This is a genomic window from Variovorax fucosicus (assembly GCF_030316825.1).
GTDB classification, from domain to species: Bacteria; Pseudomonadota; Gammaproteobacteria; order Burkholderiales; family Burkholderiaceae_C; genus Variovorax; species Variovorax fucosicus.
On record NZ_JASZYU010000005.1, the window covers coordinates 177,328 to 203,415 of the forward strand.

Below are 26,088 nucleotides of genomic sequence, written 5' to 3' on the forward strand. Positions count from 1 at the left end.
ATTTGCAACCATTGTGGCGCCAAATGCGGCGCGGCAGGGCGTAAGCTGCGGTTTTGCGCGCGGGACTACCCGCCGCGCCAGACCCCTCAGAGGAGACAAGCCCCATGCACGATCCCGGACTCAACTTCGACCTGGGCGAGACCATCGATTCGCTGCGCGACGCGATCCAGGATTTCGCCGCCAACGAGATCGCGCCGCGCGCGGCCGCGGTCGACGGCGACAACCTGTTCCCGCACGACCTCTGGAAAAAGTTGGGCGACCTCGGCCTGCACGGCATGACGGTGAAGGAGGAATACGGCGGCACCGAGCTCGGCTACCTCGCGCACATCGTGGCAATGGAAGAGGTGTCGCGGGCCTCGGCCTCGGTCGGCCTCTCGTACGGCGCGCACTCCAACCTGTGCGTGAACCAGATCCACCGCAACGGCACCGCAGCCCAGAAGAAGAAATACCTGCCCAAGCTGGTGAGCGGCGAGCACGTCGGCGCACTGGCCATGAGCGAGCCGAACGCCGGCTCCGACGTCGTGAGCATGAAGCTCAGGGCCGAGAAGAAGGGCGACCGCTACGTGCTCAACGGCGCCAAGATGTGGATCACCAACGGCGGCGATGCCGACACCCTGGTGATCTATGCCAAGACCGAACCCGAGATGGGCGCGCGCGGCATGACGGCCTTCATCGTCGAGAAGGATTTCAAGGGCTTCTCGGCCGGCACCAAGCTCGACAAGCTCGGCATGCGCGGCAGCAACACCTATCCGCTGTTCTTCGACAACTGCGAAGTGCCCGAAGAGAACGTGCTGGGCGGCGAAGGCATGGGCGCCAAGGTGCTGATGAGCGGGCTCGACTATGAGCGTGCCGTGCTTTCGGGTGGCCCGCTCGGCATCATGGCCGCCTGCATGGACGCGGTGCTGCCGTACATCCACGAGCGCAAGCAGTTCGGCCAGAGCATCGGCGAGTTCCAACTGATGCAGGGCAAGCTGGCCGACATGTACTCGACCTGGCAGGCCACGCGGGCCTATGTGTACGCCGTGGGCAAGGCCTGCGACCGCAACGACCATGCGCGCACCTTCCGCAAGGACGCGGCCGGCGCCATCCTGTATTCGGCCGAGAAGGCGACCTGGATGGCCGGCGAGGCGATCCAGACGCTGGGCGGCGTGGGCTACACCAAGGATTTCCCGGTCGAGCGGCTGTGGCGCGATGCCAAGCTGTACGAGATCGGCGCCGGCACCAGCGAGGTGCGCCGCATGCTGATCGGCCGCGAGCTGTTCGCCGAAACCTCCTGAGGCCTGCGCCATGGCACCGACCCCGAGCTACGCCAAAGGCGCCACCGACGTCCCGCTGATCGAACAGCCGATCGGCGCCTTCTTCGACGACATGGTCGCGAAGCAGTCGGATCGCGAGGCCCTCGTGAGCCGCCACGAAGGCCAGCGCTTCAGCTACCGTGCGCTGCAGACCGAGTCGAACCGGCTCGCCAGCGCGCTGCTGAACCTGGGCCTGCTGCCGGGCGACCGTGTCGGCATCTGGTCGCACAACAACGTGCCCTGGGTGCTGCTGCAGATCGCAACCGCCAAGGTCGGGCTGATCCTCGTCAACATCAACCCGGCGTACCGCACCTCGGAGCTCGAGTACGCGCTCAACAAGGTCGGCGTCAAGGCGCTCGTGACGATGGCGCGCTTCAAGACCAGCGACTACCTCGGCATGCTGCGCGAGCTGGGGCCGAAGCGGCTGCCGCTGCTGCAGCACACCGTGTGGATCGACAAGGCGGAAGATGCGGACCAGCCCGGCATGCAGCGCTTCTCGGCCCTGCTCGCCAGCGGCGACCCGGACGACGCGCGCATCGCGCAGATCGGCCGGACGCTGAAGGCCACCGACCCCATCAACGTCCAGTTCACCAGCGGCACCACGGGCTTCCCGAAGGGCGCGACGCTGACGCACCGCAACATCCTGAACAACGGCTTCTTCATCGGCGAGTGCATGAAGCTCACGCCCGAAGACAGGCTCTGCATTCCGGTGCCGCTGTACCACTGCTTCGGCATGGTGCTGGGCAACCTGGCCTGCCTCACGCATGGCGCCGCGATCGTGTACCCGAACGACGGCTTCGACCCGTTGACGGTGCTTGAAACGGTGCAGGCCGAGAAGTGCACCGGCCTGCACGGCGTGCCGACCATGTTCATCGCCGAACTCGACCATCCGCGCTTTGCGGAGTTCGACATGTCGACCCTGCGCACCGGCATCATGGCCGGATCGCCCTGCCCGACCGAGGTGATGAAGCGCGTGGTCGACCAGATGAACCTGCGCGAGATCACCATCGCCTACGGAATGACCGAAACCAGCCCGGTCAGCTGCCAGAGCAGCACCGACACGCCGCAGGACAAGCGCGTGTCGACGGTGGGCACGGTGCAGCCGCACATAGAGATCAAGATCGTCGACCCCGAGACCGGCGCCACCGTGCCGCGCGGCAGCTCAGGCGAATTCCTCACGCGCGGCTATTCGGTGATGCATGGCTACTGGGAAGACGAAGAGAAGACCCGCGAGGCGATCGACGCCGAGCAATGGATGCACACCGGCGACCTGGCCACGATGGACGACGAGGGCTACGTCAACATCGTCGGCCGCATCAAGGATCTGGTGATCCGCGGCGGCGAGAACATCTACCCGCGCGAGATCGAGGAGTTCCTCTACCGCCATCCGAAGGTGCAGGACGTTCAGGTGGTCGGCCTGCCCGACAGGCGCTACGGCGAGGAGCTGTGCGCCTGGATCATCGCGAAGCCGGGCCAGAGCGCGACCGAAGACGAAATCCGCGATTTCTGCAAGGGCCAGATCGCGCACTACAAGGTGCCGAAATACATCCGCTTCGTCACCGAGTTCCCGATGACGGTGACCGGCAAGATCCAGAAATTCAAGATTCGCGACGCGATGAAGGATCAGCTCGGGCTGAACGAGGAAAAGACCGCATGAGCGCCGCGCAGAACCGCTTCCAGCAAGCTCGCTCCCCCGTGCGGGGAAGTGAGGACACGACAGTGCCGAACAAGGGGGCTCAATGAGCAGACTCGAGACGAAGTTGAATGCCCGCTCTGCGGACTTCCAGGCCAATGCGGCCGCGATGCGCGCGCTGGTCGATGACCTGCACCGGCAGTTCGCGAAAGTGGAGCAGGGCGGCGGCGAGGCGGCGCGTGCCAAGCATGTGGCACGCGGCAAGCTGCTGCCGCGCGACCGCGTGGCCGAACTGCTCGACCCCGGAACGCCCTTTCTCGAGATCGCGCCGCTGGCCGCGCATGCGATGTACCTCGACGGCAAGGGCGCGGAGTCCGCACCCGGCGCCGGGCTGATCACCGGCATCGGCCGCGTGAGCGGCGTCGACTGCATGATCGTGTGCAACGACGCGACGGTGAAGGGCGGCACCTACTACCCGCTCACCGTCAAGAAGCACCTGCGCGCACAGGAGATTGCCGAGCAGAACCACCTGCCCTGCATCTACCTGGTCGACTCGGGCGGCGCGAACCTGCCGAACCAGGACGAGGTGTTCCCGGACCGCGACCACTTCGGCCGCATCTTCTACAACCAGGCGCAGATGAGTGCGCAAGGCATCGCACAGATCGCCGTGGTGATGGGCTCGTGCACGGCCGGCGGCGCCTATGTGCCGGCGATGAGCGACGAATCGATCATCGTCAAGGACCAGGGCACGATTTTTCTGGGCGGTCCGCCGCTGGTGAAGGCAGCGACCGGCGAGGTCGTCACGGCCGAAGACCTGGGCGGTGGCGATGTGCACACGCGGCTGTCGGGCGTGGTCGACCATCTGGCGCAGAACGACCTGCACGCGCTGGCACTGGCGCGCTCGGCGGTGGCGAACCTGAACGCGACGGCTGCGCCGGCCACTGCCACCGAGGGGCAGGCGCCCGCGTTCCCGCCCGAGGAACTCTACGGCGTGATCCCCACCGACACGCGCAAGCCTTTCGACGTGCGCGAGATCATCGCCCGCATCGTCGATGGCAGCGAGTTCCACGAGTTCAAGCAGCGCTTCGGCGCCACGCTGGTCTGCGGCTTTGCCGAGATCGAGGGCATGCCGGTGGGCATCATCGCCAACAACGGCATCCTGTTCAGCGAGTCGGCGCAGAAGGGCGCGCACTTCATCGAGCTGTGCTGCCAGCGCAAGATTCCGCTGGTGTTCCTGCAGAACATCACCGGCTTCATGGTCGGGCGCAAGTACGAGAACGAGGGCATCGCGCGCCACGGCGCCAAGATGGTGACGGCCGTGGCCACCGCCAACGTGCCCAAGTTCACCATCATCATCGGCGGCAGCTTCGGCGCCGGCAACTACGGCATGTGCGGCCGCGCCTACAGCCCGCGCTTTCTCTGGATGTGGCCCAACGCGCGCATCAGCGTGATGGGCGGCGAGCAGGCCGCCAGCGTGCTGGCCACGGTGAAGCGCGACGGCATCGAACTCAAGGGCGGCAGCTGGAGCAAGGACGAAGAAGAAGCCTTCAAGGCGCCGATCCGCCAGCAGTACGAAGACCAGGGCCACCCCTACTACGCCACCGCGCGCCTGTGGGACGACGGCATCATCGACCCGGCCGACACGCGCCGCGTGCTGGCACTCGGCCTGGCCGCTGCGCGCAATGCGCCGATCCCCGAGCCGAAGTTCGGCATCTTCCGCATGTGACTGCGATGCAGCTTTCGCACGCTGTTCACGCTGTCCGATCACGCGCCAGGAAGGTGTTGGCAGTGCTCGCCACCCTTTCTCTCGGCATGCATGCCTTCGCCGCTGCCTTGCCGGAATCGGTGGTGATGGTTCCGAAAAAGTCGGGACTGTTCACGACCGAACTAGAGACCACGTTGTTCGTGCCCGAAGGTGCGGGGCCGTTTCCCGTGGCGGTGATCAATCACGGCAAGGCCGGCGGAGACCCCCGTTTCCAGGATCGCTACCGGCCGCTGATCGCCGTCCGCTTCTTTCTGGAGCGCGGCTATGCGGTGGTCGTGCCGATGCGGCAGGGCTTCTCCAAGTCGACGGGCAGCTACATCGGCGGCGGCTGCAATGTGGAGAGCAACGGGCGCGAGCAGGCGGGCGATGTGGAGGCGGTGCTGAACTACGTCACCGCCCAGCCCTGGGCCGACAAGACGCGCATCGTGGTCGCGGGCCAGTCGCACGGCGGCTGGACCACGCTGGCCTTCGGCACGCTGGGTTATCCCGGCGTCAAGGGCCTGATCGACTTCGCGGGCGGCCTCAAGCAGGAGCAGTGCGTGTCGTGGCAGCAAGGCCTCAGCGGCGCGGCCGGCGCGTACGGCAAGGAGACGCGCACGCCCTCGCTCTGGTTCTATGGCGACAACGACAGCTACTTTCCGCCTTTCGCATGGAAGGGCATGCACGAGAGCTACGTGGCCCATGGCGCCAAGGCCCGGCTGGTCGCCTTCGGCACCTTCGGCGGCGACTCGCATTCCATGTTCGGATCGCCGGCGGGTGCGCCCATCTGGCAGCCGGAGGTGGCCAGCTTCCTGCGCGAGATCGGCCTGCCGGATCAGCCGCAGGCGGCGTTCGCGCGCTATGCGGCGACTGTGTCGCCGCCGGCGAGCGGCTTCGCACCCATCGACGCCGTCGATCGCGTGCCCGATCAAAGTGCGGCCTCGCTCAATGGCTACCGCATCTTTCTGACCAAGGCCTTGCCACGTGCGTTCGCCGTCAATGCGCAGGGTGGCTGGGGCTCCGGATGGGGAGGGGACGATCCTCTGGGCCGGGCGATGGAGAACTGCGCAAAAAAGGCCACCGCAGGCGAGTGCCGGTTGTACGCTGTCGACGACAAAGTTGTCTGGAAACCCAACCCATGAACAGTTGCACCGCACAAAACCCCCTCCGAGCCGGCCGACTGGCCGCAAGCCTCCTGGCGCTCTGCCTCGTGTCGCAAGCCATGCCCGCGTTCGCACGCGACACGCGGTGGGTGCTGCCCATCAACCCGGTGATGCAGCAGCCCGCCACGCGCGAAGCGCTCGGCAACGACGTGCAGCTGCGTTTTGCGGATGCGCCGCAGGCCAACGTACCGCCGGGCCAGGTGCTCACGGTCGAGGGCTATGCGCGTCCGTATTCCAGGGCGCAACGCACGGCCGATGGTCGGCCGGTGATCCGCAGCGACGAAGAAACCTGCCGCGAGGCGATGCGCAATACGCTGGTCGCGCTGGTGGCGGCGGCACGCGCGCGCGGGGTTCGCGTCGTGACGCAGGTCGAGAGTTTCTACGACGACCAGGTGCTCCCGACGCCCGGCGCCTACGAATGCCATGCGGGCATCGGCAGTGCGGTGGTGCAGCTGCGCGGCCTGGCCGGGGGCGATGGCGGCAGCGCGGTGGGGGCTGCGGGGGTCGACGACGTCAATGCGGTTCCCGGATTGAGCGCGGACGGCCGCGCGGCCTATCAGAAGTTCTTGCAGAGCAAGCCGCCGCGGGCCTTCGTGATCAGGCAAGCCGGTGATCGCTCCTGGTTCGCGTGGGCCGACGGCGCGGTGCCGCGGGACATCAACCGGCCTTCGGATCCCACGCAGCGGGCGCTGGAGTACTGCCGCGAACGCAGCCAGGGCGAGTGCAGTGTCTATGCGGTCGACTATGCAGTGGTCTACCGGAAGCCGATGGCGAATGCACCCGAGGCGGGCGCGGCCTTCACGGCCCCCGTCGCCAGCCGCTACAGATTGCCGGCCGACAGCCACTTTGCGGACGTCAACGACGCGTCGCTGGTGCCGGTGGGAGACAGGAACCGCGACGGGTATTTCAAATTTCTCGCCTTGCCCATGCCGCGCGCCTATGCGATTGCAGCGGATGGCAGCGCGGCCTTCGCCTCCGGCAGCGCGGCGATGGCGGACGTCCTGAACACCTGCGAACGCGAAGGAAAGACCTGCTGGCTCTACGCCGTGGACGATCGTGTTGTGTGGCAAACCGATCTCCGGCAACGCATCGGTCGCGTCAACCAGCTCTCGAGAGTCCAGCAGGAAGGACGCACGCCGTGAGCCATTTCGAAACGCTCGAGTTCCAGGCCGACGGTGCGGTGGCGCGCATCTGGCTCAACCGGCCGGAGATGCGCAACGCGATCGACGACGTGTTCATCGGCGAACTGTCGGCGGCCTTTGCGCAGGCCGAGGCGGCGCCGCAGGTGCGCGTGGTGGTGGTGGGCGCGCGCGGCCCGGCCTTCTGCGCGGGCGCTAACCTCAACTGGATGCGCAAGGCGGCCGAGTACACCGAGGCGCAGAACCTGCAGGACGCAGGCGGCCTCGCGACGATGCTGCAGACGCTGCACCACAGCAGCAAGCCGGTGGTCGCGCGCATCCAGGGCGATGTGTATGCGGGCGGCATGGGAATCGTGTCGGCGTGCGACATCGCCATCTCGGCCGACACCGCGAACTACTGCCTGAGCGAGGTCAAGATCGGCCTGATCCCCGCGACCATCAGCCCCTATGTGATCCGCGCCATGGGCGCCCGTGCGGCGCAGCGTTACTTCCTGACGGCCGAGCGCTTCACGGCGGCCGAGGCGCATCGCATCGGCCTCGTGCACGAGGTGGTGGCGGCCGAGGCGCTCGACGCCAAGGTGGAAGACATCGTCAAGTCGCTGGCCGGCGCCGCGCCGGCGGCGCTTGGCGAATGCAAGCGGCTGCTGCGCGACGTGACGGGCCAGCCGATCACCGAAGAACTCACCCGCGAAACGGTGCGGCGCATCGCCGCCATCCGCGCCACCGATGAGGCGCGCGAAGGCCTGCAATCCTTTCTGCAGAAGCGCAAGCCTTCCTGGCTGCTGCCGAAATGAATGCTCTCGACATGCCCCAACTGCTTGCGCTTGCCGGCGCGATCGGCTGGGCCAGCGGCATCCGGCTCTACCTCGTGGTGTTGCTGACGGGTCTGGCTGGCTATCTGGGCTGGGTGCCGCTGCCCGGTGGCCTGCAGATGCTGGCGCACCCGGTGGTGATCGCAGCGAGCGGCTTCATGGTGTTCGTCGAGTTCTTCGCCGACAAGATCCCGGGGCTCGATTCGCTCTGGGACATGGTGCACACGGTGATCCGCGTGCCGGCCGGCGCTGCGCTCGCGGCCGGTGTGTTCGGCGCCGACCACACGGCGCTGGCACTGGTGGCCGCGCTCATCGGCGGCGGCCTGGCCGCCACCGCGCACACGGCCAAGGCCACCACGCGCGCTGCGATCAACACCTCGCCCGAGCCGTTCAGCAATGTCGGCGCGTCGCTGGTCGAAGACAGCATGGTGCCGGCCGGCCTCTGGCTCGCCGTGGCACACCCGCTGGTGTTCTTCGTGCTGTTCGTGATCGTGCTGGTGCTCAGCGTCTGGCTGATCCGCAAGAGCTGGCGCTTCCTGCGCGGGCTGGTCAGCCGTGTCACGCGCATCTTCAGCGGCAAGCCCGACCCGGGCGTGACGCCCGCGTTCCAACTCAAGAAGACCTCTCCAGGAGACACCCCCCATGTTTAAGAAGATCCTGATTGCGAATCGCGGGGAAATTGCCTGTCGGGTCGCGGCCACCGCGCGCCGCATGGCGATCCGCACCGTGGCCGTGTACTCCGATGCCGACGCCCATGCCAACCATGTGCGCGCCTGCGACGAGTCGGTCTATCTCGGCGGCAGCGCGCCCAAGGACAGCTACCTGCGCTGGGAAAAGATCCTCGAAGCGGCCAAGGCCACCGGCGCCGAGGCGATCCACCCGGGCTACGGTTTCCTCAGCGAGAACGAAGAGTTCGCACAGGCCTGCGCGGATGCGGGTCTTGTCTTCATCGGGCCGCCGCCCTCGGCCATCAAGGACATGGGCCTCAAGGCCGAATCGAAACAGCTGATGGAAAAGGCCGGCGTGCCGCTGGTGCCGGGCTACCACGGTGCCGACCAGAACCCGGCACTGCTGCAGCGTGAGGCCGACCGCATCGGCTACCCGGTGCTCATCAAGGCCAGCGCAGGCGGCGGCGGCAAGGGCATGCGTGCCGTCGACAAGAGCGCGGACTTCGCGGCGGCGCTGGCTTCGTGCCAGCGCGAAGCGATCAACAGCTTCGGCGACGATGCGGTGCTGATCGAGAAGTACGTGCAGCGTCCGCGCCACATCGAGATCCAGGTGTTCGGCGACACGCACGGCAACTGCGTCTACCTGTTCGAGCGCGACTGCTCGGTGCAGCGGCGCCACCAGAAGGTGCTCGAAGAAGCGCCTGCGCCCGGCATGACCGAGGCAATGCGGCAAGAGATGGGCGCCGCGGCGGTGGCAGCTGCCAAGGCGGTGAAGTACGTGGGCGCCGGCACGGTCGAGTTCATCGTGGAGCAGCGTGATGGCGGTGCCATGAACTTCTTCTTCATGGAGATGAACACGCGGCTGCAGGTCGAGCACCCCGTCACCGAAGCCATCACCGGGCTTGACCTGGTCGAGTGGCAGCTGCGCGTCGCGTTCGGCGAGCCGCTGCCGCTGCAGCAGGGCGAACTCCGCATCCACGGCCACGCGATCGAGGCGCGCATCTGCGCCGAGAACCCCGACAACAACTTCCTGCCCGCCACCGGCTCGTTGCACGTCTATCGCAAGCCGCAGCACACCGCGTTCCAGCGCAGCCGCGTGCGCATCGACGACGGCGTGCGCGAGGGCGGCGAGATATCGCCGTTCTACGACTCGATGATCGCCAAGCTCATCGTGCACGGCAGCACGCGCGCCGAGGCGCTGGCGCGGCTCGACGCGGCGCTGGCGCAGGTGCACATCGTGGGCGTGTCGACCAACGTGCAGTTCCTGCGCGGCATCCTCGCCACCGATTCGTTCGCCAACGCGAATCTCGACACGGCGCTGATCGAGCGCGAGCGCGCTGTACTGTTCGACCGCGAACCGCTCGGCCTGCCGCTGGCTGCAGCCGCATCGATTGCCCGCGCGCTGCTGGACGAACGTGCAACGAACACTGGCGACCCGTTCAGCCGCCGCGATGGCTGGCGCTCGCTGGGTGTCGCGCAGCGCATCTTTTCGTTCGAATTCCGCGGCGCGCCGCAGAGCGCCACGCTGCGCTACCTGCACGATGGCGCACTGATGCTCGCCGTAGGCGATGTGTCGGGGCTGCTTGAAATCGGGCGGCTGCCCGACGGGCAGTTCGAGGTGTCGTTCAACGGCGCCCGCCACACCCTGGATGTGTATGCCAACGAGGCCGTTGCGCACGTCTTTGCTGCGCACGGGGCCACCAAGATCCTCGCGATTGACCGCCTGGCGCATGCCGGCGACACGCATGCCGAAGGCGGCCGCCTCACCGCGCCGATGCCCGGTAAGGTGGTGTCCTTCGCGGTCAAGTCCGGCGACAAGGTCGCCAAGGGCCAGCCGCTGGCCGTGATGGAGGCCATGAAGATGGAGCACACCATTGCCGCGCCGGCCGACGGCACGGTCGAGGAGTTGCTCTATGCACCAGGTGACCAGGTGACCGAAGGCGCGGAGCTGCTGCGCATCGCGACGCCCGCCGCCTGAGTCATCGCTAAGCTCGCAGGCATGCGAATCACCGTTTCCATCCCCGAACGCCCCGACGCCTGGATTGCCGGCCTGCGCCGCGAACTGCCGCAGGCCGACATCGAAGCCTGGCAGCCTGGCGCCGCGCCGGCCGACCATGCGGTGGTGTGGGCACCGTCCCAGCAGTTCATCGACGAGCAGCCCGCGTTGCGCGGCATCTTCAACATCGGTGCCGGTGTCGATGCGCTGCTCAAGCTGCGCGTGCCCGCGTCAACCCGCATCGTGCGGCTCGACGATGCCGGCATGTCGGTGCAGATGGCCGAGTACGTGTGCCACGCACTGATCCGGCACTTCCGCGAGCTCGACGGCTACCAGGCCGACGCCGGCGAAGGCCGCTGGAGCTTTCGCAAACCGCGCCTGCGGCGGGATTTTCCGGTCGGCATCATGGGACTGGGCGTGCTGGGTCAGCGGGTGGCGAAAGCAGTGGCGCAGTTCGAGTTTCCGGTCAACGGCTGGAGCCGCTCGCCCAAGCAGATCGAAGGCATCCGCTGCTTCGCGGGCGAGGCGGGCCTCGACGAATTCCTGGCGGCCAGCCGCGTGCTGGTGTGCCTGCTGCCGCTGACGCCCGACACGCGCCACATCCTGCGGCGCGAAACGCTGTCGAAGCTGTTGCCTGGCGGCTATGTGATCAACGTCGCGCGCGGCGGCCACTTGGCCGAAGACGAGCTGATCCCCTTGCTCGACGAAGGCCGGCTGGCCGGCGCCACGCTCGACGTGTTCGAGGTGGAGCCGCTGCCGCCCGAGCACCCGTTCTGGCGCCACCCGAAGATCACGGTGACGCCGCATGCCTCGGCCCGCACCTTGCGCGACGAATCGATCGCCCAGATCGTGGCCAAGATCCGTGCCGTGGAGGCCGGTGCGGACTTTGACGCGTTGCCCGGCGTCGTCGACGCCAACCGCGGATACTGAACGCTCTTCCGGAGACAACCCATGAAGCTCCCCACCAGAGTCAAGATCGTCGATGTCGGTCCGCGCGACGGCCTGCAGAACGAGAAGCAGCCGGTGGCCGCCGACATCAAGATCGGCCTCGTGCACCGCCTGCAGGACGCCGGCCTGCGCGAGATCGAGGTCACCAGTTTCGTCAGCCCCAAGTGGGTGCCGCAGATGGCCGACAACGCTGAGGTGATGCACGGCATCACGCGCAAGCCGGGCGTGCGCTATTCGGTGCTCACGCCGAACATGAAGGGCTTCGAGGCTGCCATTGCCGCGCCGCGCAACGAATGGCCCGACGAGATCGTGGTGTTCGGCGCTGCCACCGAGGCCTTCAGCCAGAAGAACATCAACTGCTCGATCGCCGAGAGCATCGAGCGCTTCGCGCCCGTGGTGGCGGCGGCGCGCGAAAAGGGCATCTACGTGCGCGGCGCGATGTCGTGCACGGTCGGCTGCCCGTACGAGGGCGAGGTCGCCCCCGAAGCCGTCGGCCGGCTCGCGGGCCTGATGAAGGGCATCGGCGTGCAGCATGTCGGCGTGGCCGACACCATCGGCGCCGGCACGCCGGTCAAGGTGCAGCGCGCCATCGAGGCCACGCTGGCGCACTACGGCATCGACGACATCTCCGGCCACTTCCACGACACCTACGGCCAGGCGCTGGGCAATACACTGGCCAGCCTCGAGATGGGTGTGTGGCAGTTCGACACCTCGTCGGCCGGCCTCGGCGGCTGCCCGTATGCCAAGGGCGCCACCGGCAACGTCGCGACCGAGGACGTGGTCTACATGCTGCAGGGCATGGGCATCGAGACGGGCATCGACCTCGACCGCCTCATCGACGCAGGCGTCTACATCAGCCAGGCGCTGGGGCGCGAGCCGAACTCGCGCGCGTCGAAGGCGATCAGAACCAAGCGGGCCGGCTGATGTGCGGCGCCGAACTCCATTCGCTGCCTGAAACCGTTCAACGCGTGGCCCGCCTGCTGCAGGGTGCCGGCCATCCCCACGCCCCGCAAATGCTCGACGACGCCTGCCGCACCGCGCAGCAGGCGGCCGACGCGCTCGGCATTGCAGTCGGGCAGATCGCCAAGAGCATCATCTTCAAACGCAAGAGCGACGATGCGGCGGTGCTGGTCATCACCTCGGGTGACCGCCGCGTCGACGAGAAGAAGGTGGACGCCATCGTCGGCAAGACCGGCCGTGCCGATGCCGAGTTCGTGAAGGCGAAGACGGGCTTCTCGATCGGCGGCGTGTCGCCGTTCGCGCATGCCACGCCGCCGGTGACGCTGATCGACCGCGAACTGTTCCGCTTCGAAGACATCTGGGCTGCGGCCGGCCATCCGCACGCGGTGGTGCGCCTCGCGCCGCAGGATCTCGAACGCCTCACCGGCGCCCCCGTGGCGGACGTGGTGTGACGACGCAGGACGCTGTGGACCAGCTCGTTCCGCGCGCCCACCGGATCGGCGCTGCGGGCCTCTTTGACTCCGAACCCATACCGTCGCCCTGCAGCTCGGTGTGCCGCATGAGCGCGGCGACGCCCCCGCTGTGCGAAGGCTGCTTTCGCACGCTCGGCGAGATTGCCGGGTGGAGCCGCATGGACGAAGCGGACAAGCGGCAGGTATGGCTGCACATTGCGCAGCGCGTCGCGGAGACCACGGCATGAAGCACGTCACTTTCTATCTGGATTTCATCTCGCCCTACGCGTACCTCGCGTTCGAGCGGCTGCCCGAAGCGCTCGAGGGCCTGAGCTACAGCGTGGCCTACAAGCCGTTGTTGCTGGGTGCGGTGCTCAAGCACCATGGCCAGCTCGGCCCGGCCGAGATCCCGTCCAAGCGCGAATGGACGTACCGGCAGGTGCTGTGGCTCGGCCATGTGCACGGCATCCCGATCGAGATGCCGGCGTCGCACCCCTACAACCCGCTCGCGCACCTGCGGCTGTCGCTCGCGACCTCGCTCGATGGCACGGTCAGCCGCCATGTGGCCGAGACCATCTTTCGCGATGTCTGGCGTGGCGGTGGCGAGGCCGCCGATGCCGGCCGGCTGGCGGCGCTCGAGGCCCGGCTCACCTTGCAGCGCGAGCCCGGGAGCGATGCGGTCAGGGCGCAGCTCAAGGCCAACACCGACGAGGCGATCGCGCGCGGCGTGTTCGGCGTGCCGGCCTTTGCCGTCGACGATCGCCAGATCTGGGGTTTCGACGGGCTTGCGATGCTGCGCGCAGCGCTCATGGGCGACGCCTGGTTCGATGGCCCGCAGTGGCGCGCCGCGGCAGAGCGACCTTCGTTGCTGCGCAGCAATCGCTGAGTTTCCTGCATCCTGAAATCGCCGGAGGGGGTTTCACCCTAGTTTGTAAGCGCCTGTCAGTTTGGCGAAAGTCTCGGGTCAGTCGTCGCTCCAAGAATGCGGGGCGGTCTCGCGGTGAGGCCGGCATCCCGCATTTCCACAGGAGACGACGCAATGGCAGCCACACTGGATTCCAAGGGGGTTCCGCATCCGGCGCCCCGACCGATGTCAAGGGAGGAAAAGAAGGTCATCTTCGCTTCCTCGCTGGGCACTGTGTTCGAGTGGTACGACTTCTACCTCTACGGTTCGCTGGCACCCATCATCGCCAAGCAGTTCTTCAGCGGACTGGATGCAGGCGCGGCCTTCATCTTCGCCCTGCTGGCGTTTGCGGCCGGCTTCCTGGTGCGCCCGTTCGGCGCCATCGTGTTCGGCCGCCTGGGCGACATGATCGGCCGCAAGTACACCTTCCTGGTCACGATCCTGATCATGGGCTTGTCGACCTTCATCGTCGGCCTCTTGCCCAGCTACGCGACCATCGGCGTCGCGGCGCCGGTGATCCTGATCGCGCTGCGCATGCTGCAGGGCCTGGCACTCGGCGGCGAGTACGGCGGTGCAGCCACCTACGTGGCCGAGCATTCGCCGCATGGCAAGCGCGGGGCCTACACCTCGTGGATCCAGACCACCGCCACGCTCGGGCTGTTCCTGAGCCTGCTGGTGATCCTGGGCGTGCGGATCGGGCTCGGCGAAGTGGCCTTTGCCGACTGGGCATGGCGCATTCCGTTCCTCGTCTCGATCGCGCTGCTCGGCATCTCGGTCTGGATCCGGTTGAGCCTGAGCGAATCGCCTGCGTTCCAGAGAATGAAGGCCGAAGGCAAGACCTCGAAGGCCCCGCTGTCGGAATCGTTCGGCCAGTGGAAGAACCTCAAGATCGTCATCCTCGCGCTGGTGGGCCTGACCGCCGGCCAGGCCGTGGTCTGGTACTCGGGCCAGTTCTATGCGTTGTTCTTCCTGACGCAACAGCTCAAGGTCGACAACACCACGGCCAACCTGATGATCGCGGCCTCGCTGCTGATCGGCACGCCGTTCTTCGTCGTATTCGGCACGCTGTCCGACAAGATCGGCCGCAAGCCGATCATCATGGCCGGCTGCCTGCTGGCGGTGGTGACGTACTTCCCGGTGTTCAAGATGCTGGCCGAGGCGGCCAACCCGGATCTGATGAAGGCGCAGGCCACGGCCGCGGTGACCGTGACCTCGGACCCGGCGAGCTGCTCGTTCCAGGGCAACCCGGTGGCGCGTGAAATCGACTTCCGCAGCTCCTGCGATATCGCGAAACGCTACCTGTCGCAGAACTCGGTGAGCTACGAGAACATCGCGGGTGCGCCGGGCTCCAAGGCGATCGTCAAGATCGGCGACAAGACCGTCGAAGCGCCGATCGGCACCGTGGTGAACTCCAAGTTCGACGAAGCCTCGGTCAAGGAAATCGCCGCCTTCAAGAAGGTGGTTGGTGACGACCTCAAGGTTGCCGGCTACCCCTCCAAGGCCGATCCGGCCAAGATGAACAAGGGGATGATGGTCGCGCTGCTGTTCTGGCTGGTGCTGTTGGTGACGATGGTCTACGGCCCGATCGCTGCGATGCTGGTCGAGCTGTTCCCGACACGCATCCGCTACACCTCGATGAGCCTGCCGTACCACATCGGCAACGGCTGGTTCGGCGGGTTGCTGCCACCCATCTCGTTCGCCATCGTGGCCAGCACCGGCAACATGTTCAACGGCCTCTGGTACCCGATCATCATCGCGGCCATGACGCTGGTGGTCGGCACGCTGTTCGTGCGCGAGACCAAGGACGTCGACATCTACGCGAATGACTAACTGACCCTTCCCCCTCACAGGGGGCAACACCCGCGGGCCGGCAAAGCCGGTTCCGCGGTGTTCTGGCGAAGCCCTCGCGCTTCACCTGACTGTTGAACAAAGAGGCTTCATGCCACCTGCATGAGGCCTTTTTCTTGAACCATCCAGGAGATAAGACCCATGTGGAAACTCGTCGTCGGCTTCGTCATCTTTGCCGCCATCGCACTGTTCGTCATCAGCAAGGGCGGCGACAAGATCGACATGTCGGGCGAAAAGCACGGCACCGAGGCAACGCACGCGCCCGAGCCTGCGCCGGCCCCCAGCGCGCCCAAGTAGCTGGCAGATAGGTGGCGCCGCAGCGCCCGGCTCAGCGCTTGAAGCGGCCGTCGCTGATGATCGCCAGGTCGGCGAAATCGATGCCGGAGTGATCCTGCGGCGAGTAGCTGATTTCCATGCCGCCGCCGAGATCGAAGCCCCGAATGCCTTCCAGCGCCGCGAGAACCTTGGCGCGCGTGGGCTTCGGGCCGGCGCGGCGCAGGGCCTCGACCAGCACCTTGCCGGCGGCGAAGCCTTCCAGCGTGGCGGGTGACAGTTCGGTCTGCCCCTTGGCCTGCGCCAGCACGGTCGCCTCCTTGACCAGCGGTTGGGCCGTGGCCCGCTCCGAGGGGAACACCTGCGTCACGATCACGCCGCGGCTCGCCTCGCCGAGCTGCTTGATGAAGCCGGTCGAGGCGTTGTTCGACAGCGTGACGACCTGCGCCGCCGAGCCGGCGGCGCGCAATGCCTTGATGCCGTCGACCACCGCGCTGCCCGAACCGATCCACAGCACGGCCTGCGGGTTGGCCTTGGTGAGGGCCCCCACGATGGCGGCGTAGTCGGGCTTGTCGCGATCCGCGGGCACCACGACCACCGGCTCCTTCTTGGCCTTGGTGAAGCCGGTGGTGGCGCCATCGAGGCCGTCCTTGCCGAACGAATCGGAGGCGTGCACCACGGCGATCCGTTCGATGCCGACGGTGTGCAGGTGCGTCACAGCCTTTTCCGCTTCGCGCTGGTAGGTGGAGCGCACGTTGAACACATGCTTTTGCACCGGCTTGTGCAGCACCATGGCGCCGGTGGACGGCCCGATCAGCGCCACGCCGTATTTGTCGAGCCAGGGGATGATGGCCTGCGTGTGCGGTGTGCCGCGGCTCAGGAAGAGTGCGACGACCTTCTTTTCCTCGATCAGCACGCGGGCGTTTTCACCGGCACGCTTGACGTCGAAACCGTCGTCCAGGCGCACGATCTCGATCTGCTCCCCGTGGATGCCGCCCTGGGCATTGGCATGGTCGATCGCCAGCTGCGCGCCGGTGATGGTTTCCTGCATGTTGGCCGCCACCGCGCCGGTGATGGCGGCGGTCTGGCCGATCAGGATCTGGGCGGCAGCGCTGACGGCGCCGAGCCCCAGTAATCCGGCCGCGCAGAGAACGCGCATTTTCTTCATTGGGAAACCTTTGGGAAGAGAAATTCGGGGGGCGACAGACTAGATCGTCGCAAGTGTGAGTATTTGTTACCGAGTCGCGCTTTCAGCCCATCCGGGGAAACCCCTGCCCGCCGACCCAGCATGTGACGCATCGCACGAATGCGTCACCCGCTCTTCCTAGAATGTCTGCCCCACCCCCCAAGGCACTCATGACACAGGGCTCCATCCGGATCCGCGGCGCGCGCCAGCACAACCTCCAGAACCTCGACCTCGACATCCGTACCGGTGAGCTCACGGTGGTCACGGGCCCCAGTGGCTCGGGCAAGTCGAGCCTGGTGTTCGACACCCTCTATGCCGAAGGGCAACGCCGCTACGTCGAGACCTTCTCGGCCTATGCGCGCCAGTTTCTCGACCGCATGGACAAGCCGGCGGTCGACAAGGTCGAGGGCGTGCCGCCCGCCATCGCGATCGACCAGACCAACCCGGTGCGCTCCTCGCGCTCCACGGTCGGCACCATGACCGAGCTGAACGACCATCTGAAGTTGTTGTTTGCGCGCGCGGCCCAGCTGTTCGACCGCAAGACCGCGCTGCCGGTGCGGCACGATTCCCCCGATTCGATCTACGCGGCACTGGTCGAGCGGGCCGCCGCAGCCGGCGACCCGCGCGTGGTGCTGACCTTTCCGGTGGAACTGCCGGCCGCGACCACGGCCGACGAGGTGACCCAGTGGCTCTCGGCCAGCGGCTTCACGCGGGTGCAGGCCGAGCGCGAGGTCGCCACGCCGACCGGGCCGCGCAAGGTGCTGGATGTGGTGGCCGACCGTTTCCGCATCGCGGGCGCCGAGCGCGTCCGGGTGCTGGAGGCGATTGAAACGGCGCTCAAGCGCGGCGCCGGGCGCCTCACGGTCTACGCGCTGGGCGCGGAAGAGGGCGCCCGCCCCGCCGCCGGGCCGCCCCAAGGCGGGGCAGCCCCCTCGGGGAGCGTGGGGGCCACATCCGGCGAGATCTGGAAGTTCTCCACCGGCCTGCACTGCCCGGAAAGCGACATCCGCTACGGCGATCCGATTCCGTCGATGTTCTCGTTCAATTCGGCCGTCGGCGCCTGCGAAACCTGCCGCGGCTTCGGCCGCGTGATCGGGGTCGACCTGGGCCTCGTGATTCCCAACGACAAGCTCACCCTGCGCGCCGGCGCCATCAAGACCATCCAGACGCCCGCCTGGAAAGAAGCGCAGGACGACCTGATGCGCCATGCCGAGGCGGCCGGCATTCCGCGCGACACGCCCTGGGCCAAGCTCACGGCCGAGCAGAAGCACTGGGTCATCGAAGGCTCGCCCCACTGGAAAGGCAAGTGGAATCAGCAGTGGTATGGCGTGCGGCGCTTCTTCGGCTATCTGGAGAGCAAGGCCTACAAGATGCACATCCGCGTGCTCTTGTCCAAATACCGCAGCTACACGCCCTGCCCGACCTGCGCTGGTGCCCGGCTCAAGGTCGAAAGCCTGCTGTGGCGCATCGGCAGCAAGGAAGACGCCGACGCGGTGCTGCCGCCGGAAAAGCGCTACATGCCCGTCGGCGTCGACTGGACGCGTGCGCAGCTCGAGGCGCTGCCGGGCCTGTGCCTGCACGACCTGATGGTGCTGCCGATCGAGCGGCTGCGGCGTTTCTTCGACGGCATCGAAAGCCATGGCAACAGCTCGACCGCGAACGAAGGCGACGTGCAGGCGCTCAAGCTGCTGTTCGAGGAAATCACGACGCGACTGCGCTACCTGCACGACGTGGGCATCGGCTACCTCACGCTGGACCGGCAGAGCCGCACGCTGAGCGGCGGCGAGGTGCAGCGCATCAACCTCACGACGGCGCTCGGCACCTCGCTGGTCAACACCCTGTTCGTGCTCGACGAGCCCAGCATCGGCCTGCATCCGCGCGACATGAGCCGCATCACCGAGGCGATGCTGCGCCTGCGCGATGCCGGCAACACGCTGGTGGTGGTCGAGCACGATCCGGCCGTGATGCTGGCGGCCGACCGCGTGATCGACATGGGCCCCGGCCCCGGCATTCGCGGCGGCCAGATCGTGTTCGACGGCAGCGTCGATGCGCTGCGCAATGCCGATACGCTCACCGGCGCCTACCTGGGCGGTCGCAAGCAGATCGGCATGGGCTTCAAGCGCCTCGTGAGCGAGAACACGCACCGGCTCATCCTGGAGGGCGCGCGCGAGCACAACCTGCAGAACGTGACGGTCGAGATCCCCCTGCAGCGGCTGGTGGTCATCACCGGCGTCAGCGGTTCCGGCAAGTCGACGCTGATCCAGGACGTGCTGGCACCGGCGTTGATGCGCCACTTCGGCAAGGCAACCGAGACACCGGGCGCGCACGACCGGTTGCTCGGTGCCGATCACCTGAGCGACGTGGTGTTCGTCGACCAGTCGCCGATCGGCAAGACTGCGCGCTCGAATCCCGCGAGCTATGTCGGCGCCTGGGACGCGGTGCGCGAGATCTTCGCGACCGCGCCGCTGTCGCGCCAGCGCGGCTACACCGCGAGCAAGTTCAGCTTCAACAGTGGCGATGGCCGCTGCGCCACCTGCGGCGGCTCGGGCTTCGAGCATGTGGAAATGCAGTTCCTGAGCGACGTGTACCTGCGGTGTCCGGACTGCGACGGCAAGCGCTACCGGCCGGAGATTCTGGAAGTGGCCATTGAGCGTGCGGGCCGCCCGCTCAATGTGGCGGACGTGCTCGACCTCACGGTGGCCGAGGCCGCCGTGTTGTTCGCGGCCGACCGCGACGTGCTGCGCGTGCTGCAGCCGATCGTCGATGTCGGGCTCGACTACGTGAAGCTCGGCCAGCCGGTGCCGACGCTGTCGGGCGGCGAGGCGCAGCGCCTGAAGCTCGCGGGCTTCCTGGCGGAGGCCGCGAAGAACGGCAGCGCCAGCAAGCAGTCGCTGGCGCGCAAGGGCACGCTGTTCCTGTTCGACGAACCGACCACGGGCCTGCATTTCGACGACATCGCGCGCCTGATGCGAGCGCTGCGCAAGCTGCTCGACGCCGGCCATTCGCTGGTGGTGATCGAGCACAACCTCGACGTGATCCGCGCAAGCGACTGGCTGATCGACCTCGGGCCCGAAGGCGGCGAGGGCGGTGGCCAGGTGGTGGCCGAAGGCACGCCGGAGCATGTGCGCGAGCTGGAGGGCTCCTTCACCGGCGACGCGCTGCGCGACTACGAGCTTGCGCTCGGGCCATCGCGCCTTGCAGTGCGCGAGCGCACGCCCGAAGGGCTGATCGCGCGCGTGCTGCCGGCGATGGGGCGCGACGCGATCCAGATCGTGAATGCGCGCGAGCACAACCTCAAGAACCTCAGCGTTGACATCCCGCGCGGCAAGTTCAGCGTGGTCACGGGCGTCAGCGGTTCCGGCAAGTCGACGCTGGCCTTCGACATCCTGTTCAACGAAGGGCAGCGCCGCTACCTTGAATCGCTCAACGCGTACGCGCGCAGCATCGTGCAGCCGGCCGGCCGGCCTGAAGTCGATGCGGTCTACGGCATTCCGCCCACGGTGGCGATCGAGCAGCGCCTCTCGCGCGGCGGGCGCAAGAGCACGGTCGGCACCACCACCGAGGTGTGGCATTTCCTGCGCCTGCTGTACGTCAAGCTCGGCATCCAGCACTGCGTCCACGACGGTGCGGCGGTGCGGCCGCAAACGCCGGACAGCATCGCGGCGCAGTTGCTCAAGACCTTCAAGGGCCAGCACATCGGCCTGCTCGCGCCGCTGGTGAGCAACCGCAAGGGCGTCTACACCGAGCTGGCCGACTGGGCCCGGCCGCGCGGCTACACGCACCTGCGCGTGGACGGCGGTTTCCTGCCGACGCTCAATTTCCCGCGCATCGACCGCTTCAAGGAACACAGCATCGAGCTGCCGGTGGCCAGCCTCGATGTGCTGCCCGAGAACGAAACGCCGCTGCGCGAGGCGCTGGCCCGCGCGCTCGAGCACGGCAAGGGCGTGGTGCATGTGCTGAGCGAGCTGACCGGCCTCAAGGCCGCGATGATGGCCGGCGCGCCGACCACCGGCATCGGCCGCGTGCAGGTGTTTTCCACGCTGCGCGCCTGCCCGATCTGCAGCACCAGCTACGCGGAGCTCGACCCGCGCCTGTTCAGCTACAACAGCAAGCACGGCTGGTGCCCCGACTGCGTGGGCACCGGCGTCAAGCTCACCAAGGACCAGCGCAAGGTGTATGACGACTCGGTGCTGGCCGACGACCAGAAGGGGCGCGAGCAGACCTTTGCCGAGCCTGAGGCCGAAGACGTGGGCGACACCGTGTGCCCGACCTGCGAAGGCACGCGCCTGAACGCGACGGCACGTGCGGTGGGATTCGGCGCATCGGTCGCCGACGGCATGGGCGGCGTCGGCATCACCGAGATCGCGCGCATGAGCGTGACCGACATCCGCAAATGGTTCGAAGGCCTGGCGCTGGTCGGCCGCGATGCCGAGATCGCGCGCGATCTGGTGCCCGAGATCAAGAGCCGGCTCGAGTTCCTGGAAGAAGTGGGCCTGGGCTACCTCACGCTCGACCGTGGCGCACCGACCTTGAGCGGCGGCGAAGCGCAGCGCATCCGTCTGGCGGCCCAGCTCGGCAGCAACCTGCAGGGCGTCTGCTACGTGCTCGACGAGCCGACCATCGGCCTGCATGCGCGAGACAACCAGATCCTGCTGAACGCGCTGCACAAGCTCGGTGACAAGGGCAACACGCTGGTGGTGGTGGAGCACGACGAAGACACCATCCGTCGCGCCGACCACATCATTGACATCGGCCCGAGCGCCGGCAAGCGCGGCGGCCGGCTGGTGGCCGAGGGCTCGGTGGCCGACATCCAGGCGGCCGGCGATTCGCAGACCGGGCGCTACCTGCGCGATGCGATCAGGCATCCGCTGCAACCGCGGCGCCTGGTGCCGCCGCCCGAGCCGGGCGCGCCCGATTGGCTGACGGTGCGCGGTGCCGACCTGCACAACCTGCAGGACATCACGGCCACCCTGCCGCTGCACCGCCTGGTCGCGATCACGGGCGTGAGCGGTTCCGGCAAGTCGACGCTCGCGCGCGACGTGCTGCTGACCAACGTGCAGGCGGTCGTGATCCAGCGCATGACCAAGGCCGGGCGCGATGCCGATGCCGCGGGCAAGCGGCCGGCCTGGTCAGGGAGCGCCAAGGTCGAGGGCTACGAAACCATCGACCGCGTGCTCGAGGTCGACCAGACGCCGATCGGCAAGACACCGCGCAGTTGCCCCGCCACCTACATCGGTTTCTGGGACACGATCCGCAAACTGTTCGCCGACACGCTCGAAGCCAGGGCACGCGGCTACGGCCCGGCGCGCTTCAGCTTCAACACCGGCGAAGGCCGCTGCCCGGGCTGCGACGGCGCCGGCATCCGCACCATCGCGATGAGCTTCTTGCCCGACGTGAAGGTGCCCTGCGAGGTCTGCCACGGCGCACGCTTCAACCCCGAGACGCTGGCCGTGAGCTGGCGCGGGAAAAGCATCGGCGAGGTGCTGCAGATGGAGGTGGATGAGGCGGTCGACTTCTTCGCGGCCATGCCGAACATCAGCCATCCGCTGCAACTGCTGAAGGACGTCGGGCTGGGCTACCTCACGCTGGGCCAGCCGTCACCGACGCTGAGCGGCGGCGAGGCGCAGCGCATCAAGCTGGTGACCGAACTCAGCAAGGTGCGCGACGACGTCACGCGCCGCGGCAACAAGGCGCCGCACACGCTCTATGTGCTGGACGAGCCCACGGTGGGCCTGCACATGGCCGACGTCGAGAAGCTCATCCACGTGCTGCACCGCCTGGTGAACGGCGGCCACAGCGTGGTGGTGATCGAGCACGACCTCGACGTGATCGCCGAGGCCGACTGGATCATCGACCTCGGGCCCGAAGGCGGCAATGCCGGCGGCCGCATCGTCGCGGCAGCGCCGCCCGAAGAAGTGGTGCGGATCGGCACGCACACGGGGGTGGCGCTCGGGCCGGTGCTGGCGCGGGCGTGATGCGATTCGTGCGCCGATAAACTGCGCTGCTTTGACCGGCACCCCGCATGCGCACGCTCTACAACGACCAGCACACCCTGCACCACGGCAAGCTCGAGATGTTCCGCGGCGAACTGGTGCCATGCTTCGAAGTGCCGGCGCGCGCCGACTTCGTGCTGCAGGAACTGAAGCGACGCGGACTCGGTGCGATCGAAACGCCGGGCACGTTCGACGACGCGGTCATCGCGCGGGTGCATGCGCCGCGCTATGTCGACTTTCTGCGCGGCGCCTGGGCCGAGTGGGTGGCGCTGGATCCTGCCAACGCCGGGCGCGACGCGTTTCCCTCGTACTGGCCGATCCGCACCTTTCGCAGCGACATGCTGCCGGCGAGCTTTGCGGCGCGCATGGGCCTGTTCTCGTACGACGCGGGTTCGCCGCTGACCTCCGGCACCTGGGCTGCGGCGCATGCAGGCGCGGGCTGTGCCATCGCCGCGGCGCAGCGCCTGCTGGCCGGTGACCGCGCCGCTTTTGCGCTGACGCGCCCGCCCGGCCACCATGCGGGCGCCGACTTCTTCGGCGGCTACTGCTTTCTGAACAACGCGGCGATCGCGGCGCAGACCCTGCGCGACGCGGGCATGGCGCGGGTTGCAGTGCTCGACATCGACTACCACCACGGCAACGGCACGCAGGCGATCTTCTGGGAGCGAGCCGACGTGCATTTCACCAGCCTGCACGGCGATCCGCACACCGAGTACCCGTACTACCTCGGCTATGCGGACGAGCAGGGCGCCGGCGCCGGGCTGGGTTGCAACCGCAACCTGCCGCTGCCGCGCGGCACCGGCTTTGCCGCATGGCGCGAAGCGCTGGCGACCGCACTGCAAGGCATTGCCGCGTTCCGGCCGGATGCCCTGGTGGTGTCGCTCGGCCTCGACACTTTCGCGGACGATCCGATTGCGGGCTTCACCCTCCAAAGCGCCGACTACCTGGCGGTCGGCGAAGACCTGGCGCGCACCGGGCTGCCGACCGTGTTCGTGTTCGAAGGCGGCTATGCCGTGGCCGAGGTCGGCGTGAATGCTGTCAACGTGCTCGAAGGCTTCGAGCAGGCGGCCTGACGCGCAGGCGACCCGCCCCGGGACTTCACGGATTGCTGGTCGCCATCTGAGCCGGCCCAATAGACGGTGACCTTTCCTGGAGACTTCTGAATGATTCCTCGCTCCCTGCTGCTGCGCGCCACGATGCTCGTCGCCTTGACCGCTGCCGCGCCACTCGCCGCGTGGGCGCAAACCTTTCCGGCCAAGCCGATCAAGCTGGTGATCGCCTTCCCCGCCGGCGGGCCGACCGACATCACGATGCGCCAGCTTGCCGACAATGCCTCGAAGATCCTCGGTCAGCCGGTGATCATCGACAACAAGCCCGGCGCTGGCGGCACGCTGCCCGCGCAGGCGCTGCAGACCACCGCGCCCGACGGCTACACGATCGGCCAGATCCCGCTCGGCGTGTTCCGCCTCGGCTACACCACGAAGATCAACTGGGATCCGATCAAGGACATCAGCTACGTCATCAACGTCACCGGCTATGCCTTCGGCATCGTGGTGCCGGCCGACAGCCCGTTCAAGAACTGGGCCGACTTCGTGGCCTATGCCAAGGCCAACCCGGGCAAGCTCACCTACGGCTCCACCGGCACGCTGACCAGCCCGCACCTGACCACGGAGCTGATCGCACAGAAGGCAGGCATCGAACTGCAGCACGTGCCTTACAAGGGCAGCGCCGACCTGTCGCTGGCGGTGCTCAGCGGCCAGCTCATGGCGGCCGCCGACAGCACCGGCTTTGCACCGCAGGTCGAGGCCGGCAAGCTGCGCGTGCTCAACACATGGGGCGAGAAGCGCCTGGCCAAGTTCCCCGACGCGCCGACGCTGAAGGAGCTGGGCATCGACATAGTGCAGAACTCGCCGTTCGGCATCGGCGCGCCGAAGGGCACGCCGCCCGAGGTGGTGAAGAAGCTGCACGACGCCTTCAAGCAGGCGATGGAAGAGCCCAGCTACGTCGCCGCGCTGGGCAAGTACGACATGCTGCCCGACTACAAGAGCTCGGCGCAGTACTCCCAGTTCGCCAAGGACACCGTGGCACGCGAGAAGGTGATCATCGAGAAGCTGGGGTTGGCCAAGGGCCAGTGACACACCGGCGCGCTCAGCGCGCGTCGAGCACCGCGCGCGCCACTTCGGCAAAGCCGGCGCCGCGCTCGCCTTGTGTCACATAGCGCGGCAGGTGCGCCAGGTGCGGCACGAACCGGGCGATGTTCGCCACGCCGATGCTGTGCGCGAAGGTGTCGAACATCAGCTGGTCGTTGGTCGAGTCGCCCACATAGGCCCAGCGATCGATCTCCCGGTCGAGGTCTCGCCCCCACAGCTCGCGGACGATCCAGCGCGCGCCCTCGAGCTTGTTGTGCTCGCCATACCAGCCGTTGATGTGGATGCTGCTCACCGTTGCATGCATGCCCTCGCCGCGCATGCGCATGACGACCTTGTCGATCTGGGCGTCGCTCAGCTGCGTGAACTCGCTGTGGTCGATCGAGATGTCGCATTCACGGCCAGGCGAGTCGGTGGCGCGCACCGCGCCGGGCACTTCGCGCTCGATGCGCGCCAGCACCTCCTGCATGCGGGCGAAATTGGCGGCGCGCACAACGGCGTCCTGCTGATAGCGCTTGGCGAGCGTGCCGTCGCTTTGCCGCACCAGTGCGACCGCGCCGTTCTCCGCGACGATCGAATCGATCGGCCAAGCGGCCGCGAAGGGTTCGCTCCAGCCGACCGGGCGCCCGGTGATGGCGACGACGTGCAAGCCCGCGGCTTTCAGGTCGGCCAGCGCCCGCAGCGCATCGGGCGTGATCGCGCCGCCGGTGGTCAGCGTGTCGTCGATGTCGGTGAAGACGCCGAGCAGACCGCCGCGGGCCTCTGGCGGCCACTGCGCAAGCGGCAGCATCACCCCGCCGCCGGGCCGCCCCAAGGCGGGCTGCGCCCCCTCTGGGGGCAGCGAGGACACGGCAGTGCCGAGCGTGGGGGTCACATCAGCCCGCCGCCGGGCCGCCCCAAGGCGGGCTGCGCCCCCTCGGGGGGCAG

General features: G+C 67.6%; 20 protein-coding genes. 18 read left to right on the top strand and 2 right to left on the bottom strand.

What is annotated here, in order from left to right; translation table 11 throughout:
- Positions 1-104: 104 nt before the first annotated feature.
- The 15 genes from QTI05_RS25920 to QTI05_RS25990 all read left to right on the top strand — a co-directional run bounded on the left by QTI05_RS25920 (position 105) and on the right by QTI05_RS25990 (position 15,859).
- A complete protein-coding gene (locus QTI05_RS25920; protein WP_286621304.1) occupies positions 105-1,277 on the top strand; it encodes an isovaleryl-CoA dehydrogenase in 1,173 nt (390 codons plus the stop codon).
- A 10-nt stretch (positions 1,278-1,287) separates the two neighbouring features.
- Entirely contained in the window at positions 1,288-2,952 is a 1,665-nt protein-coding gene (locus QTI05_RS25925) for an AMP-binding protein (RefSeq protein ID WP_286621306.1), read from the top strand.
- A gap of 82 nt (positions 2,953-3,034) precedes the next feature.
- On the top strand, positions 3,035-4,654 hold the full coding sequence (locus tag QTI05_RS25930; RefSeq protein ID WP_286621308.1) for a carboxyl transferase domain-containing protein: 1,620 nt from the start codon (positions 3,035-3,037) through the stop codon (positions 4,652-4,654).
- 62 nt (positions 4,655-4,716) lie between these two features.
- Positions 4,717-5,814 carry a dienelactone hydrolase family protein gene (locus tag QTI05_RS25935; protein ID WP_286539529.1) on the top strand — a complete coding sequence of 366 codons (1,098 nt, stop codon included), beginning with the start codon at positions 4,717-4,719 and terminating at the stop codon, positions 5,812-5,814.
- A complete protein-coding gene (locus QTI05_RS25940) occupies positions 5,811-6,977 on the top strand; it encodes a hypothetical protein (protein ID WP_286621310.1) in 1,167 nt (388 codons plus the stop codon). Before QTI05_RS25935 ends, QTI05_RS25940 begins: the two co-directional genes overlap by 4 nt.
- Entirely contained in the window at positions 6,974-7,768 is a 795-nt protein-coding gene (locus tag QTI05_RS25945; protein WP_286539527.1) for an enoyl-CoA hydratase/isomerase family protein, read from the top strand. The genes QTI05_RS25940 and QTI05_RS25945 overlap by 4 nt, the downstream gene beginning before the upstream one ends.
- Positions 7,765-8,436 (top strand): DUF4126 domain-containing protein, encoded by a 672-nt coding sequence (locus QTI05_RS25950; protein ID WP_286621312.1) that lies wholly within the window; start codon positions 7,765-7,767, stop codon positions 8,434-8,436. The genes QTI05_RS25945 and QTI05_RS25950 overlap by 4 nt, the downstream gene beginning before the upstream one ends.
- Positions 8,429-10,432, top strand: a complete 2,004-nt coding sequence (locus QTI05_RS25955; protein ID WP_286621313.1) for an acetyl/propionyl/methylcrotonyl-CoA carboxylase subunit alpha — start codon at positions 8,429-8,431, stop codon at positions 10,430-10,432. Before QTI05_RS25950 ends, QTI05_RS25955 begins: the two co-directional genes overlap by 8 nt.
- 21 nt (positions 10,433-10,453) lie before the next feature.
- On the top strand, positions 10,454-11,380 hold the full coding sequence (locus QTI05_RS25960; protein WP_286621314.1) for a 2-hydroxyacid dehydrogenase: 927 nt from the start codon (positions 10,454-10,456) through the stop codon (positions 11,378-11,380).
- A gap of 21 nt (positions 11,381-11,401) precedes the next feature.
- Positions 11,402-12,322: a hydroxymethylglutaryl-CoA lyase gene (locus QTI05_RS25965; protein WP_286621317.1), complete on the top strand. Its 921-nt coding sequence runs from the start codon at positions 11,402-11,404 to the stop codon at positions 12,320-12,322.
- The gene (locus tag QTI05_RS25970) at positions 12,322-12,810 is read left to right on the top strand and encodes a YbaK/EbsC family protein (protein ID WP_286539520.1); all 489 of its coding nucleotides are present in this window, start codon (positions 12,322-12,324) and stop codon (positions 12,808-12,810) included. The genes QTI05_RS25965 and QTI05_RS25970 overlap by 1 nt, the downstream gene beginning before the upstream one ends.
- Before the next feature lie 14 nt (positions 12,811-12,824).
- Positions 12,825-13,058 (top strand): DUF1289 domain-containing protein, encoded by a 234-nt coding sequence (locus QTI05_RS25975; protein ID WP_286621319.1) that lies wholly within the window; start codon positions 12,825-12,827, stop codon positions 13,056-13,058.
- The gene (locus QTI05_RS25980; RefSeq protein ID WP_286539518.1) at positions 13,055-13,696 is read left to right on the top strand and encodes a 2-hydroxychromene-2-carboxylate isomerase; all 642 of its coding nucleotides are present in this window, start codon (positions 13,055-13,057) and stop codon (positions 13,694-13,696) included. The genes QTI05_RS25975 and QTI05_RS25980 overlap by 4 nt, the downstream gene beginning before the upstream one ends.
- Before the next feature lie 153 nt (positions 13,697-13,849).
- A complete protein-coding gene (locus QTI05_RS25985; protein WP_286539517.1) occupies positions 13,850-15,544 on the top strand; it encodes an MFS transporter in 1,695 nt (564 codons plus the stop codon).
- 159 nt (positions 15,545-15,703) lie between these two features.
- Positions 15,704-15,859 (top strand): hypothetical protein, encoded by a 156-nt coding sequence (locus tag QTI05_RS25990; protein WP_286621321.1) that lies wholly within the window; start codon positions 15,704-15,706, stop codon positions 15,857-15,859.
- 31 nt (positions 15,860-15,890) lie between these two features.
- Here the strand turns inward: QTI05_RS25990 and QTI05_RS25995 are convergent, their stop codons facing one another.
- Positions 15,891-17,003 (bottom strand): ABC transporter substrate-binding protein, encoded by a 1,113-nt coding sequence (locus QTI05_RS25995; RefSeq protein ID WP_286539514.1) that lies wholly within the window; start codon positions 17,001-17,003, stop codon positions 15,891-15,893.
- 188 nt (positions 17,004-17,191) lie between these two features.
- On the opposite strand from QTI05_RS25995, the gene uvrA reads away from it, so the two are divergent.
- From uvrA to QTI05_RS26010, 3 genes are all read left to right on the top strand, one after another.
- The gene (gene uvrA / locus QTI05_RS26000; RefSeq protein ID WP_286622386.1) at positions 17,192-22,996 is read left to right on the top strand and encodes an excinuclease ABC subunit UvrA; all 5,805 of its coding nucleotides are present in this window, start codon (positions 17,192-17,194) and stop codon (positions 22,994-22,996) included.
- Positions 22,997-23,043: 47 nt separating this feature from the next.
- Positions 23,044-24,087 (top strand): histone deacetylase family protein, encoded by a 1,044-nt coding sequence (locus tag QTI05_RS26005; RefSeq protein ID WP_286621322.1) that lies wholly within the window; start codon positions 23,044-23,046, stop codon positions 24,085-24,087.
- Positions 24,088-24,177: 90 nt separating this feature from the next.
- Positions 24,178-25,149, top strand: a complete 972-nt coding sequence (locus tag QTI05_RS26010) for a tripartite tricarboxylate transporter substrate binding protein (RefSeq protein ID WP_286621323.1) — start codon at positions 24,178-24,180, stop codon at positions 25,147-25,149.
- Positions 25,150-25,162: 13 nt separating this feature from the next.
- Here the strand turns inward: QTI05_RS26010 and QTI05_RS26015 are convergent, their stop codons facing one another.
- Positions 25,163-25,951 carry an HAD family hydrolase gene (locus QTI05_RS26015; protein WP_286622387.1) on the bottom strand — a complete coding sequence of 263 codons (789 nt, stop codon included), beginning with the start codon at positions 25,949-25,951 and terminating at the stop codon, positions 25,163-25,165.
- Positions 25,952-26,088 lie beyond the last annotated feature (137 nt).